Source organism: Pseudomonas sp. GM80 (genome assembly GCF_000282515.1).
GTDB lineage: Bacteria > Pseudomonadota > Gammaproteobacteria > Pseudomonadales > Pseudomonadaceae > Aquipseudomonas.
In genome coordinates, this window is the sequence record NZ_AKJD01000262.1 from 1 (window position 1) to 14,656 (window position 14,656).

Here is a 14,656-nt window from a genome sequence, read left to right on the forward strand (position 1 = left end):
CGCAGAGCGTGGGAACGATCATATGGGGAGGGGGATCAGGTGCCGGCGATCAGTTGGCGTGCCGCCTGGCTGTGATCGGCGATCAGGCCTTTCAGGTCAAGGCCTTCAACCTGGCCATCGACCACGCGCCACTTGCCGCCAATCATCACCCGATCCGCACGATCCGCGCCGCATAACAGCAGCGCCGAAATCGGATCATGGCTGCCGGAGAAGCGCAGCTCATCGAGCTTGAACAACGCCAGATCCGCCTGCTTGCCCACGGCAATCTCACCAATGTCGGTACGGCCCAACAAGCTCGCCGAGCCCTTGGTCGCCCAACCCAGCACGCGTTCCGGAGTGATCTTCTCGGCGCCATAACGCAGACGCTGGATGTACAACGCCTGACGCGCTTCGAGAATCATGTTCGACGCATCGTTGGACGCCGAACCATCGACGCCCAGACCAAACAGCGCACCGGCGTCAGTCAGATCAATACTCGGGCAGATGCCGGAAGCCAGACGCATGTTCGAACTCGGGCAATGGCAAATCCCGGTGCCAGCCTGACCGAGGCGAGCGATTTCGTCCGGATTGAAATGGATGCCGTGGGCCAGCCAGGTACGCGGGCCGAGCCAGCCGACGCTGTCGAGATAATCGACAGTGCGCAGGCCGAAACGCTGCAGGCAGAAATCTTCTTCATCGAGGGTTTCGGCCAAGTGCGTGTGCAGGCGCACGTCGAGCTTGTTCGCCAGTTCGGCACTGGCCGACATGATTTCCGGGGTCACCGAGAACGGCGAGCACGGCGCCAGCGCGATCTGGATCTGCGCGCCATCGCCACGCTCGTGGTACTCGTGAATCAGGCGCTGACTGTCGTCGAGAATCACCTGACCTTCCTGCACGGTCTGTTGTGGCGGCAGGCCACCGTCCTTCTCGCCGAGGCTCATCGAACCACGAGTGAGCATGGCGCGCATGCCCAGTTCACGCACGGTTTCGACTTGCACGTCGATGGCGTTTTCCAGGCCATCCGGGAACAGGTAGTGATGGTCGGCAGCGGTGGTGCAGCCGGACAGCAGCAGCTCGGCCAACGCGACTTTGGTGGCGAGGGCGAGTTTCTCAGGTGTCAGACGCGCCCACACCGGGTACAGGGTTTTCAGCCACGGGAACAACGGCTGATTGACCACTGGGGCCCAGGCGCGGGTGAGGGTTTGATAGAAATGGTGATGGGTGTTGATCAGGCCCGGCAGGATCACATGCTCGCGGGCATCGAACACTTCATTGCACGGCGCCGACGGCTGTTGGCCGGCAGCCAGTACTTCGACGATGACACCGTCTTGCACGACTAGACCGCCACGGGCATCGAGCTCGTTGGAGGTGAAAATAGCGAGGGGATTTTTTAACCAGGTACGGGTCGCGGGCATGTTGCCGGCTCCTCTGAAAGTTGGGTTCAGGGTTGCCAGCTCAGTGATGCCCTGTCTGCTGATCCAGGGTCGCCGCGGGGACGAGGTGCGCAGTGTCAAACAAAACGCTGCATCGGGCAAGCCCAACCCGACAGGACAACATCACCAAAATACACAACCCAATGGCGATGTAATCCGACAACGCCCATTCCAACAAACCACGCAACCCTGTAGGAGCTGCCGAAGGCTGCGATCTTTTGATCTTGTTTTTTACAATCAAAAGATCGCAGCCTTCGGCAGCTCCTACAGTTAGCCAGTCATGCAGGTATTCAGGGGATTCTGATTTCGCTGCTTACCAGGGAATGGTTTCACCCTTGTAGTTGATGAAGTGATGCCCGCCCTTGCCGGTGTACGCATTCACCTGATCGATCAGCCCACGAGTGCTGGTTTCCACATCCAGATCCGCGCCTTCGCCACCCATGTCCGTCTTCACCCAACCCGGATGCAGCGACAACACGGTCATCTTCTGCTCGCCCAATTGCGTGATAAAACTGTTGGTCATCGAATTCAGCGCAGCCTTGCTGGCCTTGTACAGCGCCAGTTCCGGCGCGTCCGGCACGGTCACGCTGCCCAGCCCGGAACTCATGAACGCCAGCACGCCGCTGCCGTCACGAATCTGCCCGACAAAACGCTGGGCCAGATTGATCGGCGCCACCGCATTGGTGAAAAACAGCTGACCGACTTCGGCCAATGTCGCGCCGCCCGGGGTCTGATCGGCCGGGCCTTTGACCCCGGCGTTGACGAACAGCAGATCAAAGGTTTCGCCCTTGAGTTGCTGACTCAATGCGATCACCGCTTGCTGATCGTCCATGTCGAGCTTCTCGATCCGCACCTTGCCTAATGCTTGAAGCGCATCGGCATTGGCAGGATTGCGCACGGTGGCGGTGACTTGCCAGCCGTCGGCCAGCAGGGTTTTCACCAGACCGAGGCCAAGGCCCCGGGAGGCGCCGATGATCAGTGCGTTTTTTGCAGACATGAGGGGCTTCCTTGATGAATGAGGATCATGGATTCAATGGACAGGCCTGACCGAGCCGAAGTTGCAGCTCTTGCCGCAGTACGTCGAGTTCGCTCATGCGGGTTTCGATCAGTTGCAGTTTGTCGCGCAGAAGTTGCGCCACAGCGTTGTCCGGATCGGGCGCGTTCCACAACGCCGCGACACTGTCACCGATCTCGCCGAGGGTAAATCCCAGGCGCTGCGCGGTTTTGATATAGAGCACCAGTTGCACCATCTCCGGTGGATAGTCGCGGTAACCATTGGCACTGCGCTGCGCCGCAATCAGCCCGCGCTGCTCGTAGAAACGCAGGGTGTCACGGCTGACGGCGCTGGCCAGGGCTAATTCACCGATGCGCATGGCGACTCTCAAAAGGGCTATTGACCCTGGAGCATACTCCAGGCTTTACCGTGCTTGCTCCCTGAATTTCTGGAGCAAGGACGATGTGGACTTCAACGCAATATCGCAACGTGGTGCGCGGCAGTGCCTGGTATGACTTGATCGTTACTGTGGCTTTTGCCACGCCGTGGAGTTTTGCGCTTGTGCACGGGTTGTTGAGTGCGCTGGATTTGCCCGGCGAATTGCCGGTGTTTCAGCCAGTGCATATGTTGATGGCGAATCTGTTGGGGTCGGTGGTGTGCGTGTGGGCGGTGCTGCGGATTCGTGATCCGCAGGCGCTTTATGGACGGTATGACGCGGTGGCGCGGTTTTTGTTTGCGGGGTGGCAAGCGTACGCCTTGCTGCACGGCGCCAGTTCGATTCTGATTGTTTTCCTGGTCTTCGAACTGGCGTGGGGCATTGCTCAGGTGTTGCCTGTCAGGGCCTCATCGCTGGCAAGCCAGCTCCCACAGTGTCTGTGCCGTGCACAAAATTTGTGATCACCACTGAACCTGTGGGAGCTGGCTTGCCAGCGATAGGGCCATTGAAATCACCGCACTAATGCCCCGCCTGCCAAGGCTGCCCCAGCGAAACCGGTGCATACAACCGCGTACGCACCGCATCCCGCGACAACAACACCAACACCAAAATCGTCGCCACGTACGGCAGCATCGCCAGCAAACTCGACGGAATCGCCAGCCCCAACCCCTGCGCTACCAAATGCAGGATGCTGGCGAGGCCAAACAGATAAGCCCCCAGCAACAACCGCCACACTCGCCAACTGGCAAACACCACCAGCGCCAACGCAATCCAGCCACGCCCGGCGGTCATGTTTTCCGCCCACATCGGCGTGTACGCCAGCGACAAATAAGCCCCGGCCAACCCGGCCATTGCCCCGCCAAACAGCACCGCCAAGGTACGCACGGTCAACACCGGCAAGCCCATCGCACTGGCCGCATCCGGGTTCTCACCCACGGCTTGAATAATCAACCCGACACGACTTTTGATGATCACCCACGCCACCAGCGCAAACAGCGCGAACGACAGATACACCAGCAGATCCTGCGCAAACAGCATCCGCCCGATCAGCGGAATTTCACTCAGATAAGGAATCGCCAACGGCTCGAAACCGGCCAGTGGTTTCCCCACCCAGGCCGCGCCGACAAAGGTCGACAGCCCGACACCAAAAATCGTCAGAGCCAAACCGGTCGCCACTTGATTGGCATTGAATACCAGCGCCACCAAAGCAAACAGCGACGACAGCAGCATGCCCGCGAGCATCGCCAGCAACACGCCAAGCCACAGGTTGCCGCTGTTCAGCGCGACGATAAAACCGATCACCGCGCCAAACAGCATCATCCCTTCCTGCCCAAGATTGAGCACACCGCTCTTCTCGCAGATCAGTTCACCCAGCGCCACCAGCAACAGCGGCGTGCCGCATCGCACCATGGCGTAGAAAATATTGCTCAACAGATCGATATCCATCACAGCGCTCCGGCGGTTACGGCGGTGGTCGACGTGCGCTTCACCCAGCGCAGGTTCAGGCGTGGCCGATAGAGGATCAGCACGTCACAGGCGAGCAGGAAAAACAGCATCATTCCCTGGAACAACTGGGTGATCGCCTGCGGCAGATTCATCGTCATTTGTGCGCTCTCGCCACCGATGTACAGCAGCGCCATCAACAGACTGGAGAACAGAATCCCGATCGGATTGAGGCGCCCAAGAAACGCCACGGTAATCGCCGCATAGCCGTAACCCGGCGACACCTGCGGCACCAATTGGCCAATCGGCCCGGTAACTTCGCAGACACCCGCAAGCCCGGCCAAGCCGCCGCTGATCAACAGCGCGAGCCAGATCAGCCGCTTCTCGCGAAAGCCGACAAACCCCGCCGCACGCTTGTCCAGCCCGAGCACTTTGATCTGGAAACCGACAAAGCTTTTCTGCAACAACACCCACACCGCAACCAGTGCGAGCAGGGCGAAATACACCCCGGCGTGCACGCGGCCATCCTCCATCAACAATGGCAAACGGCTGGCGTCACCGAACATCGCCGACTCGGGAAAGTTGAATCCGGCCGGATCCTTCAGCGGCCCATGCACACAGAACAGCAGCAGGTTCAGCGCGATGTAATTGAGCATGATGCTGGTGAGAATTTCATTGGCGTTGAAACGTGTGCGTAACCACGCGGTCAGCCCGGCCCACGCCGCGCCGGCGAGGGTGCCGGTGAGCAGAATCAACACCAGCGCCCAACGGCTTTGCATGTCGATGATGTTCACCGCCAAGGCACTGCCGGCGAGTGCGCCGAGGAGCAATTGCCCCTCAGCGCCGATGTTCCAGATCCGCGCCTGATACGCCACCGCCAGACCCAAAGCGCAGAGCAGAATCGGCAACGCTTTGACCAGCAATTCGGAGACGCCATACATATCGCTGACCGGTGCAATCAACAGCGTGTGCAAGGTTTGCAGCGGGTCGTGGCCGAGGGCGATAAACAGCAGCGAGCCGCAACCGAGCGTCAGCGCCGCCGCCAGTACCGGCGAGCACCAAAGCATCACGCGCGATTGCTGGCCACGGGGTTCGAGGGAAAGCAGCATGAGTAAAACTCCGTTAAACCGTGGCGGCAGAAGGTGGGTTGTCGAACTGGCCGGCCATCCAGCCGCCGACGTCGCTGAGTTGCGTATCGCCGGTGTTGTGCAGCGCCGAGAGGCGTCCGCCGCACAACGCGCCGAGGCGGTCGCTGATCTGGAACAGTTCGTCGAGGTCTTCAGAAATCACCAGAATCGCTGCGCCGGCATCGCGCAACGCGATCAGTGCACGGTGGATGGTCGCGGCGGCGCCGACATCGACGCCCCAGGTCGGATGCGCGGCGATCAGCAGTTTCGGTTGCTGAAGGATTTCCCGACCGAGGATGAATTTCTGCAGGTTGCCGCCAGAGAGGCTGCGCGCAGCGGTTTGCGTGTCCGGGGTTTTTACGCCGAAGCGCTGAATGATTTGTTGGGCGAGGGCTTCGACTTTGCCGCGTTCAATCAAACCGTGGCTGACCAAGCCTTGCTGGAACGCGGTGAGCAGAGCGTTATCGGCCAGACTCAATTCCGGCACCGCACCATGGCCGAGACGCTCGGCGGGGACGAACGCCAGGCCCAATTTGCGTCGCGCGTCCGGGCGCAGATCGGCGACGTGTTGCTCGGCGAATCGAATGGTTGCAGCTTCCGCCCGAGGCAAGGTTTGTTCGCCACTGAGCAAGGCGAGCAACTCATCCTGGCCATTGCCCGCAACTCCGGCGATACCGACGATTTCACCGCTGCGTACCTGCACATCTATGCCAGTCAGCGAGCAACCAAACGGATCGGGGTTGTGCCAGCTCAAGCCCTTCACCTGCAAAAACGCCGCGCCGCCGCTGACCTTTGGGTAGTCACCGATCAACGCCGCCGCTTCGCCAACCATCAACTGCGCCAACTGCTGATCCGAGCATTCGGCCGGCACGCAATGCCCGGCCACGCGCCCGCCGCGCAGAACCGTCGCGCTATGACACAGCGCGCGTACTTCGCCGAGCTTGTGGCTGATAAACAGAATGCTGCAGCCTTCGGCGGCGAGACGGCGCAGGGTGATGAACAATTCATCCGCCTCCTGCGGTGTCAGCACTGACGTCGGTTCGTCGAGGATCAGCAGACGAATGTCCTGCATCAGGCAGCGAATAATCTCCACCCGTTGCCGCTCGCCGATCGACAGGCTGTGGACAAGTCGCTCCGGCTCCAGCGCCATGCCATAACGGCGCGACACTTCACGAATCTTCGGCTCCAGTTGTTTCGGCGTGCCAGCCTTCGCGCCCATCGCCAGCGCAATGTTCTGCGCAACGCTGAGGGTTTCGAACAGCGAGAAATGCTGGAACACCATGCCGATGCCCAACTGCCGTGCCTGCGCCGGATTGCGGATGTTGACGCGTTGGCCTTGCCAGAGCATTTCCCCGGCGTCGGCTTGGGTGACGCCGTAGATAATTTTCATCAAGGTACTTTTGCCCGCACCGTTTTCCCCGAGCAGGGCGTGAATTTCACCGGGCGCAATGCTCAGGTCGATGGCGTCGTTGGCCAGACAACCGGGATAACGTTTGCTGATGTGGCGCAGTTGCAGGCGCGGGAGGGTAGGCGCGATTGGCATGGCAGGCTCGACTTGCTTGAAGTTGTGCCTGTGGATAAAGCAATTTCCTGGCCATTGAGTCAGGAACCCGAGCGGGCTGCGGGTGGCAGCGCTCGGCGCAGAGCATTGCGCTGAAAATCGGCGGGATTCGCAGCACCATTACAGCGCAAAGCCGTTGATCGGGCTCCAGTTTTGCCCGTTGGCAACTGATCAAAAAACGAGCAAACCCGTGGGGGCTAGGCAGAACCTGCGACTGCGGCGGTCATGAACGGGTTATCCACAGGTTGCTCCACAGTTATTGTGCGCAAGCCGAAACGTCGGGCATAAGCACTGTGGTGCTTTCTCCTAATGGTGATAAACGCGGCTAACTGATTGTTTATGCTTGAAAATTACATCTCGTCGGGCAAATTGAACGAAAAGTGAACAAACCGCGCAAAGCCACGTGACAGAAGGGTTACAGCGTTATGTGCTCAGGTTATCCACAGTCGGGTGCACAGCAGATGTGGGCAAGTTTGCGAAATATGAAATTTCGCATCCGCCCCAAAACATCGCAGCCCTGTAGGCACTGCGGCACGCTGCGATCTTTTGACCTTGCTTCACCGCTGCAACAAAATCCGCCCACGACTCAAATCCGCCAACTGCCCCTGTAACACCGCAATCTGCGCCTCACCCACCGCCAACTTCAACTCAACGCCATTCGCCGTAAAATTCTCCTCAACAACCAACCCAGCCAAATCCGCCACGCGTAACTTCACCAACGCCAACTCGGCAAACCCGCAGGCACAACTCAACGCCACCCGACTGATCAACTCAACCTTCGCCGCCGTCTGCAAACACTTGTTCGCACCACCGCCATAGGCCCGGGCCAAACCACCAGTGCCGAGTTGAATCCCGCCGTACCAACGAATGACCAGCACCGCGACCTGATCGCAATCCTGCGCTTCAATCGCCGCAAGAATCGGTCGCCCCGCAGTACCGCCCGGTTCGCCATCGTCATTGCTGCGGTATTGATCGCCGAGTTTCCACGCCCAGCAATTGTGCGAAGCATTGAAATCGCTGTGCTGTTCAAAGAACGCCTGCGCATCAGCAGGGCTGCCGATCGGCGTGGCGAAGGTGATAAAGCGGCTTTTGCGAATCTCTTCGCGGTACTCGCAAAAACCGCTGAGGGTGAAAGGCATAAACGTCTTATAGAGAAGGAGTGAGGCCGCAGCCTTTGAGAATGATGCGGATCAGGTTGTTGCCGGCGTCTTCCATGTCCTGCTTGGTCAACTTGCTGCGACCACTGACGCGACAGATCTGCGTGGCGAAGTCGGCGTAATGCTGAGTGCTGCCCCACAACAGAAAGATCAGGTGCACCGGATCAACCGCGTCCATTTTGCCGGCATCGATCCACGCCTGAAACACTGCCGCGCGGCCAGTGAACCAGGCGCGGTAATCCTGATTGAAATATTCGGTCAGGCATTCGCCGCCGCTGATCACTTCCATCGCAAAGATCCGCGAGGCTTGCGGCTGTCGTCGGGAGAATTCCATTTTCGCGCGAATATAACGAGTCAACGCTTCGGCCGGGTCGTCTTCGGCCGTGAGCGTGTTGAAGGTGCTGTCCCACAGCTCGATGATGTTGCTCAGCACCGCCACGTACAAACCGAGTTTGTTGGTGAAGTAGTAATGCAGGTTCGCCTTGGGCAGCCCGGCATTCTGCGCGATGGTGTTCATGCTGGTGCCTTTGTACCCGTGACGGGCGAACTCGTCTTCGGCGGCTTTGAGAATGGTCTCTTCGTTTTTCTGACGAATGCGGCTGGCGGGTTTGCCGCCATGGGCTGGGACTTCAAAGGTCATAGGCACTTCCGGGTTTGTCTGTGGGTGCAACCAGTTGCGTTGATAGCGCACCCACAGAGATCCGACAAGTCCTGAAATGATAAAACCGTTACGCCTGTTCGATCTTGTTCAGCGGCGCGTGCGCTTCAGTGGCTTCGGTTTTCGACTCCGGCAGCAACAGGCACAGGATGATTGCGGTCAGGCCACCGCTGGTGATCGCCGAGTCGAACAGGTTCTGCACCAGTTTCGGCAGCAGGTGCAGCAGGTTCGGTTGTGCGGCGATGCCCAGACCAACGCCGAACGAAGTGGCGATGATCAACATGCTGCGCCGATCCAGTGACGACTGCGCGAGGATGCGCACCCCGGCCGCAGCCACCGCGCCGAACATCACCAGAGTCGCGCCGCCCAATACAGGTTTCGGAATCTGTTGCAGCACCGCGCCGATCATCGGAAACAAGCCGAGACAAAACAGGATCGCACCGATGTACAGCCCGACGTAACGGCTGGCGACGCCGGTCAACTGGATCACGCCGTTGTTCTGCGCAAACGTGGTATTGGGGAAAGCGCTGAAGGTCGCGGCGATCATGCAACTGACGCCATCGCCGAGTACGCCACCGCGCAGGCGGCTTATATAAGAAGGGCCACTGATTGGCTGGCGGGCGAGCATGCAATTGGCAGTGAGGTCGCCGACGGTTTCGATGGTGCTGATCAGATAAATCAGCGCGACCGGCAGGAAAGCTGTCCAGTCGAAGCTGAATCCGAACTTGAACGGTGTAGGAAAACTCACCAGCGGCAAGTCAGGCAATGGCTGCGGTATCAGTTTCCCACTGAACCAGGCGGCCAGACTGCCGAGCACCAGTCCGATGATGATCGCCGACAAACGAACCCAGGGTGTATTGGAGCGGTTGAGCAGAATGATCGTCAGCAACACAAACACGCCGAGCGCCAGATTGCCCGGCGCACCAAAGTCCGGCGCGTTGAAGCCGCCGCCCAGGTCAGTGATGCCGACTTTGATCAGACTGATGCCGATCAGGGTGATAACGATCCCGGTCACCAGCGGCGTAACAACTCGACGCAATTGACCGATGAAACGGCTGAGGACGATCTGCACGATCGCGCCGAAAAAGCACACGCCGAAGATCATCGCCAGAATGTCTTCCGGGCTGCCGCCACGTTGCTTGACCAGAAACCCCGCCGACAGCACCGCACCGAGAAAGGCGAAACTGGTGCCTTGTAGACAGATCATCCCGGCGCCAATCCCGAACGGCCGCCGCGCCTGAATAAAGGTGCCGACGCCCGACACCATCAACGCCATGCTGATCAAGTACGGCAAATACGCGGTCAGCCCGAGCGCCGAACCAATCACCAGCGGCGGAGTGATGATGCCGACGAAACTGGCGAGCACGTGTTGCAGCGCGGCAAGGGTGGCGGCGAGTGGTTTGGGGCGGTCGTTGAGGCCGTAGATCAAGTCGCTGGACGGTGCGGAATCTGGCTGCATGGCTTAAGGCTTCTTATCAGAGGAACGAAGTAATTCCCCCTCTGCAAAAACCTGTCCACTTGCTCAACTTATCCCCCCTGTAGGAGCTGCCGAAGGCTGCGATCCCTTGATCTTGCTGTACCTAACCAACGTCGCGCGCATTATCAACGCGTCGCCGCCAGACTCTCCAAAAAGCTCTCCAGCACCAAATGAGGGCGCCGCCCCTTGCGCGTGACCGATGCCAGACTCAAATCGTAAAACCGCGTTCCTGCTTTCAAAGCACGCAAACGCCCCTGCTGCACCCAAAGACTGGCGTAATGATCCGGCAGATACCCAATGTAACGCCCGGTCAAAATCAAAAACGCCATGCCTTCCCGGTCAGAAGCACTGGCGGTGCAATTGAGCGCCTGGTAATGCGCCTGAACATCCGCCGGCAAACGAAACGTTGGCGCAATCGCGTCCTGGCTGTTCAAGCGTTCGTCATCCAGTTGCTTGTCATCAACATAAAACAGCGGATGCCCCACCGCGCAATAAAGCAGCGAACGCTCGCTGTACAGCGGCTGATATTCCAGTCCCGACAACGCACTGGCCTGCGGCACCACGCCGACATGCAGGCGCCCGTCGAGTACACCTTGCTCGACTTCGTTCGGCGCAATCATGCGAATCTGAATCTGCACATCCGGCCCGCGCTCTTTCAACTGCGCGAGGGCGTGGGTGATGCGCATGTGGGGGAGGGTGACGAGGTTGTCGGTCAGGCCGATGATCAACTCGCCGCGCAAATGCTGGTGCAGGCCATTGACCTCGGTGCGGAAACTTTCCAGCGCACTTAATAGCTGCAACGCCGATTGATAGACCTCGCGACCTTCCTCGGTCAGCGAAAACCCCGCACGACCACGTTGGCACAATCGCAGACCGAGGCGCTGCTCCAGATCGCTCATTTGTTGGCTGATCGCCGAGCGACCGATGCCGAGCACAGTCTCCGCCGCCGAGAAGCCACCGCACTCGACCACGCTGCGAAAAATCCGCAGCAGGCGAATATCAAAATCACTGACCTGGGCCAGCGGATCGGGGCGGCGGCTGCTCATCTTATTGTTCTCATTGTTTAGCGGGGTTCTAACTGAAGGTTAGAAGAGTTGGATTTCACCGACTTTATCGCCGTGGCAATTTAGCTGCAACAACGCTTTTTATCTCCCTGACGCTTATGCCCTGCGAGGTTTTGCCCGATGAACATGCCTGAAAACGCTCAGTCGCCACTGGCCAGCCAACTCAAGCTGGACGCGCACTGGATGCCGTACACCGCCAACCGCAACTTCCAGCGCGATCCGCGCTTGATCGTTGGCGCCGAAGGCAGCTGGCTGATCGACGACAAGGGCCGCCGGGTATACGACTCGCTGTCCGGTCTGTGGACCTGCGGCGCAGGCCACACCCGCAAGGAAATTCAGGAAGCGGTCTCCAAGCAGTTGGGCACCCTCGATTACTCGCCGGGCTTCCAGTACGGTCACCCGCTGTCGTTCCAACTGGCCGAGAAAATCACCGAGTTGACCCCAGGCAACCTCAACCACGTGTTCTTCACTGACTCGGGTTCCGAGTGCGCCGACACCGCGGTGAAAATGGTGCGTGCCTACTGGCGCCTGAAAGGCCAGGCGACCAAAACCAAAATGATCGGCCGTGCCCGTGGTTACCACGGTGTGAACATCGCCGGCACCAGCCTCGGCGGTGTTAACGGCAACCGCAAACTGTTCGGTCAGGCGATGATGGACGTCGATCACTTGCCGCACACTTTGCTGGCAAGCAACGCATTCTCCCGTGGCATGCCGGAGCAGGGCGGCATCGCTTTGGCCGATGAGCTGTTGAAGCTGATCGAACTGCACGATGCTTCGAACATCGCTGCGGTATTCGTTGAGCCAATGGCCGGTTCCGCTGGCGTACTCGTGCCGCCACAGGGTTACCTGAAGCGTCTGCGCGAGATTTGCGATCAGCACAACATCCTGCTGGTGTTCGACGAAGTGATCACCGGTTTCGGCCGTACTGGCAACATGTTCGGCGCGGATACCTTTGGCGTGACCCCGGACCTGATGTGTATCGCCAAGCAAGTCACCAACGGCGCGATCCCGATGGGCGCGGTGATTGCCAGCTCCGAGATCTATCAGACGTTCATGAATCAGCCGACCCCGGAGTACGCCGTGGAATTCCCGCACGGCTACACCTACTCGGCGCACCCGGTGGCTTGCGCCGCCGGCCTGGCAGCACTCGACCTGCTGCAAAAAGAAAACCTGGTGCAGAGCGTCGCTGAAGTCGCGCCGCATTTCGAAAACGCGCTGCATGGTCTCAAAGGCTCCAAGCACGTTATCGACATCCGTAACTTCGGCCTGGCCGGTGCGATCCAGATTGCCGGCCGTGACGGCGACGCCATCGTGCGTCCGTTCGAAGCGGGCATGGCGCTGTGGAAAGCCGGGTTCTACGTACGCTTCGGCGGCGACACCCTGCAGTTCGGCCCGACTTTCAACAGCAAGCCGCAAGACCTCGATCGTCTGTTCGACGCGGTCGGCGAAGTGCTGAACAAGCTCGACTGATTTCACGCAGAACCTGTGGGAGCCGAGCTTGCTCGCGAAGGCGTTCTGAAGAGCGCCAAAGACATCCAGCTCCCCCACAAAGCTACCTATATATAGAAGGCGCCCTTCAATGGGCGCCCGCTGAACAAAAATTCAGGAGTTTTCGATGAGCGTTATCCCGCATTTGATCAATGGCGAACTGGTGACCGAGAACGGTCGCGCGGTTGATGTGTTCAACCCGTCCACCGGTCAGGCTATCCACAAGCTGCCACTGGCCACCCGCGAAACCATCCAGAAAGCCATCGATGCCGCCAAGGCTGCGTTCCCGGCCTGGCGCAACACGCCACCGGCCAAACGTGCCCAGGTGATGTTCCGCTTCAAGCAACTGCTCGAGCAGAACGAAGCACGCATCTCGCAACTGATCAGCGAAGAACACGGCAAGACCCTCGAAGACGCTGCCGGTGAATTGAAGCGTGGTATCGAGAACGTCGAGTTCGCTTGCGCTGCCCCGGAAATCCTCAAGGGCGAGTACAGCCGCAACGTCGGCCCGAACATCGACGCATGGTCGGACTTTCAGCCGCTGGGCATCGTAGCCGGTATCACCCCGTTCAACTTCCCGGCCATGGTGCCACTGTGGATGTACCCACTGGCGATCGTCTGCGGCAACTGCTTCATCCTCAAGCCGTCCGAGCGTGACCCAAGCTCGACATTGCTGATCGCTCAGTTGCTGCTGGAAGCCGGTTTGCCGAAAGGCGTGATGAGCGTGGTGCACGGTGACAAGACTGCGGTGGACGCGCTGATCGAAGCGCCGGAAGTCAAAGCGCTGAGCTTCGTCGGTTCGACGCCAATTGCTGAATACATTTATGCAGAAGGCACCAAACGCGGCAAACGCGTTCAGGCACTGGGCGGCGCGAAGAACCACGCGGTGCTGATGCCGGATGCCGATCTGGATAACGCGGTCAGCGCATTGATGGGCGCGGCGTACGGTTCGTGCGGCGAGCGCTGCATGGCGATTTCTGTTGCCGTGTGTGTTGGCGACCAGGTGGCGGATGCGCTGGTGTCTAAACTGGTTCCACAGATTCAGGCGCTGAAAATCGGTGCTGGCACTTCGTGCGGTCTGGACATGGGCCCACTGGTGACTGGTCAGGCGCGCGACAAAGTCAGCGGCTACGTTGATGACGGCGTGGCAGCGGGCGCGACCCTGGTGGTCGACGGTCGTGGTTTCAGCGTGGCCGGTCATGAGGAAGGCTTCTTCCTCGGTGGCTGCCTGTTCGACAACGTCACCCCGGAGATGCGCATCTATAAAGAAGAGATCTTCGGCCCGGTACTGTGCATCGTTCGCGTGAACAGCCTGGAAGAGGCCATGCAACTGATCAACGATCACGAGTACGGCAACGGCACCTGCATCTTCACCCGTGACGGTGAAGCGGCGCGTCTGTTCTGTGACGAGATCGAAGTCGGCATGGTTGGCGTCAACGTACCGCTGCCGGTGCCGGTGGCTTACCACAGCTTCGGCGGCTGGAAGCGTTCGCTGTTCGGCGACCTGCATGCCTATGGTCCGGATGGTGTGCGCTTCTATACCCGTCGCAAGGCAATCACCCAGCGCTGGCCACAGCGTGCTAGCCATGAAGCCTCGCAGTTCGCGTTCCCTAGCTTGTAAGCAGAAGGGCAGTGCAGCGAAGGCCGACCCCTTGGGGTCGGCCTTCGCGTTTTCGGGATTTTTTGACCGATGTGACAGATTTGTGAAAATAGGTGTTGACGGCAGATCTCAGGTGTCTATAATTCGCCCCACTTCCGGCGCAGTCGAAACGGAAAACTCCTTGAGATTCAATGAGTTATGTAGGTTTCGGCAGCAAGTGCTTCAGTTCATCGAAGCCA

At 59.5% G+C, this 14,656-nt stretch carries 13 protein-coding genes; 3 read left to right on the plus strand and 10 right to left on the minus strand.

Annotation, left to right across the window (positions count from 1 at the left end):
- Window positions 1–35: 35 nt before the first annotated feature.
- From PMI37_RS30175 to PMI37_RS30185, 3 genes are all read right to left on the minus strand, one after another.
- On the minus strand, window positions 36–1,394 hold the full coding sequence (locus PMI37_RS30175; RefSeq protein ID WP_008088663.1) for an 8-oxoguanine deaminase: 1,359 nt from the start codon (window positions 1,392–1,394) through the stop codon (window positions 36–38).
- Window positions 1,395–1,725: 331 nt separating this feature from the next.
- The gene (locus PMI37_RS30180) at window positions 1,726–2,409 is read right to left on the minus strand and encodes an SDR family oxidoreductase (RefSeq protein WP_008088664.1); all 684 of its coding nucleotides are present in this window, start codon (window positions 2,407–2,409) and stop codon (window positions 1,726–1,728) included.
- A gap of 25 nt (window positions 2,410–2,434) precedes the next feature.
- Window positions 2,435–2,785, minus strand: a complete 351-nt coding sequence (locus PMI37_RS30185) for a MerR family transcriptional regulator (RefSeq protein WP_008088665.1) — start codon at window positions 2,783–2,785, stop codon at window positions 2,435–2,437.
- 83 nt (window positions 2,786–2,868) lie between these two features.
- On the opposite strand from PMI37_RS30185, the gene PMI37_RS30190 reads away from it, so the two are divergent.
- Complete coding sequence (locus PMI37_RS30190; RefSeq protein ID WP_008088666.1) at window positions 2,869–3,303, plus strand: hypothetical protein; 435 nt, start codon at window positions 2,869–2,871, stop codon at window positions 3,301–3,303.
- A 58-nt stretch (window positions 3,304–3,361) separates the two neighbouring features.
- Here the strand turns inward: PMI37_RS30190 and PMI37_RS30195 are convergent, their stop codons facing one another.
- The 7 genes from PMI37_RS30195 to PMI37_RS30225 form a co-directional block, all read right to left on the minus strand.
- Window positions 3,362–4,288, minus strand: a complete 927-nt coding sequence (locus PMI37_RS30195; RefSeq protein ID WP_008088667.1) for an ABC transporter permease — start codon at window positions 4,286–4,288, stop codon at window positions 3,362–3,364.
- The gene (locus PMI37_RS30200) at window positions 4,288–5,394 is read right to left on the minus strand and encodes an ABC transporter permease (protein WP_008088669.1); all 1,107 of its coding nucleotides are present in this window, start codon (window positions 5,392–5,394) and stop codon (window positions 4,288–4,290) included. The genes PMI37_RS30195 and PMI37_RS30200 overlap by 1 nt, the downstream gene beginning before the upstream one ends.
- Window positions 5,395–5,407: 13 nt before the next feature.
- A complete protein-coding gene (locus PMI37_RS30205; protein WP_008088671.1) occupies window positions 5,408–6,955 on the minus strand; it encodes an ABC transporter ATP-binding protein in 1,548 nt (515 codons plus the stop codon).
- Between the two features lie 575 nt (window positions 6,956–7,530).
- Window positions 7,531–8,112 (minus strand): IMPACT family protein, encoded by a 582-nt coding sequence (locus PMI37_RS30210; RefSeq protein ID WP_008088673.1) that lies wholly within the window; start codon window positions 8,110–8,112, stop codon window positions 7,531–7,533.
- Window positions 8,113–8,119: 7 nt separating this feature from the next.
- Window positions 8,120–8,770 (minus strand): TetR/AcrR family transcriptional regulator, encoded by a 651-nt coding sequence (locus tag PMI37_RS30215; RefSeq protein ID WP_008088675.1) that lies wholly within the window; start codon window positions 8,768–8,770, stop codon window positions 8,120–8,122.
- 88 nt (window positions 8,771–8,858) lie between these two features.
- Window positions 8,859–10,247 (minus strand): uracil-xanthine permease family protein, encoded by a 1,389-nt coding sequence (locus tag PMI37_RS30220; RefSeq protein WP_008088677.1) that lies wholly within the window; start codon window positions 10,245–10,247, stop codon window positions 8,859–8,861.
- Window positions 10,248–10,390: 143 nt separating this feature from the next.
- Complete coding sequence (locus PMI37_RS30225) at window positions 10,391–11,311, minus strand: LysR family transcriptional regulator (RefSeq protein WP_008088679.1); 921 nt, start codon at window positions 11,309–11,311, stop codon at window positions 10,391–10,393.
- A 138-nt stretch (window positions 11,312–11,449) separates the two neighbouring features.
- Here PMI37_RS30225 and PMI37_RS30230 point away from each other — a divergent pair, with 138 nt between their 5' ends.
- Window positions 11,450–12,799, plus strand: coding sequence for an aspartate aminotransferase family protein (locus PMI37_RS30230; RefSeq protein WP_008088681.1), 1,350 nt, complete (start codon window positions 11,450–11,452; stop codon window positions 12,797–12,799).
- A gap of 145 nt (window positions 12,800–12,944) precedes the next feature.
- Window positions 12,945–14,438 carry a CoA-acylating methylmalonate-semialdehyde dehydrogenase gene (locus tag PMI37_RS30235; RefSeq protein ID WP_008088683.1) on the plus strand — a complete coding sequence of 498 codons (1,494 nt, stop codon included), beginning with the start codon at window positions 12,945–12,947 and terminating at the stop codon, window positions 14,436–14,438.
- Window positions 14,439–14,656: the final 218 nt, after the last annotated feature.

What these genes read in the sequence shown, in the direction of transcription:
- PMI37_RS30180 (WP_008088664.1), bottom strand. Translation starts at nt 2,409, where the DNA reads ATGTCTGCAAAAAACGCACTGATCATCGGCGCCTCCCGGGGCCTTGGC.
- PMI37_RS30190 (WP_008088666.1), top strand. Translation starts at nt 2,869, where the DNA reads ATGTGGACTTCAACGCAATATCGCAACGTGGTGCGCGGCAGTGCCTGG.
- PMI37_RS30195 (WP_008088667.1), bottom strand. Translation starts at nt 4,288, where the DNA reads ATGGATATCGATCTGTTGAGCAATATTTTCTACGCCATGGTGCGATGC.
- PMI37_RS30210 (WP_008088673.1), bottom strand. Translation starts at nt 8,112, where the DNA reads ATGCCTTTCACCCTCAGCGGTTTTTGCGAGTACCGCGAAGAGATTCGC.
- PMI37_RS30185 (WP_008088665.1), bottom strand. Translation starts at nt 2,785, where the DNA reads ATGCGCATCGGTGAATTAGCCCTGGCCAGCGCCGTCAGCCGTGACACC.
- PMI37_RS30225 (WP_008088679.1), bottom strand. Translation starts at nt 11,311, where the DNA reads ATGAGCAGCCGCCGCCCCGATCCGCTGGCCCAGGTCAGTGATTTTGAT.
- PMI37_RS30175 (WP_008088663.1), bottom strand. Translation starts at nt 1,394, where the DNA reads ATGCCCGCGACCCGTACCTGGTTAAAAAATCCCCTCGCTATTTTCACC.
- PMI37_RS30215 (WP_008088675.1), bottom strand. Translation starts at nt 8,770, where the DNA reads ATGACCTTTGAAGTCCCAGCCCATGGCGGCAAACCCGCCAGCCGCATT.
- PMI37_RS30200 (WP_008088669.1), bottom strand. Translation starts at nt 5,394, where the DNA reads ATGCTGCTTTCCCTCGAACCCCGTGGCCAGCAATCGCGCGTGATGCTT.
- PMI37_RS30205 (WP_008088671.1), bottom strand. Translation starts at nt 6,955, where the DNA reads ATGCCAATCGCGCCTACCCTCCCGCGCCTGCAACTGCGCCACATCAGC.
- PMI37_RS30235 (WP_008088683.1), top strand. Translation starts at nt 12,945, where the DNA reads ATGAGCGTTATCCCGCATTTGATCAATGGCGAACTGGTGACCGAGAAC.
- PMI37_RS30220 (WP_008088677.1), bottom strand. Translation starts at nt 10,247, where the DNA reads ATGCAGCCAGATTCCGCACCGTCCAGCGACTTGATCTACGGCCTCAAC.
- PMI37_RS30230 (WP_008088681.1), top strand. Translation starts at nt 11,450, where the DNA reads ATGAACATGCCTGAAAACGCTCAGTCGCCACTGGCCAGCCAACTCAAG.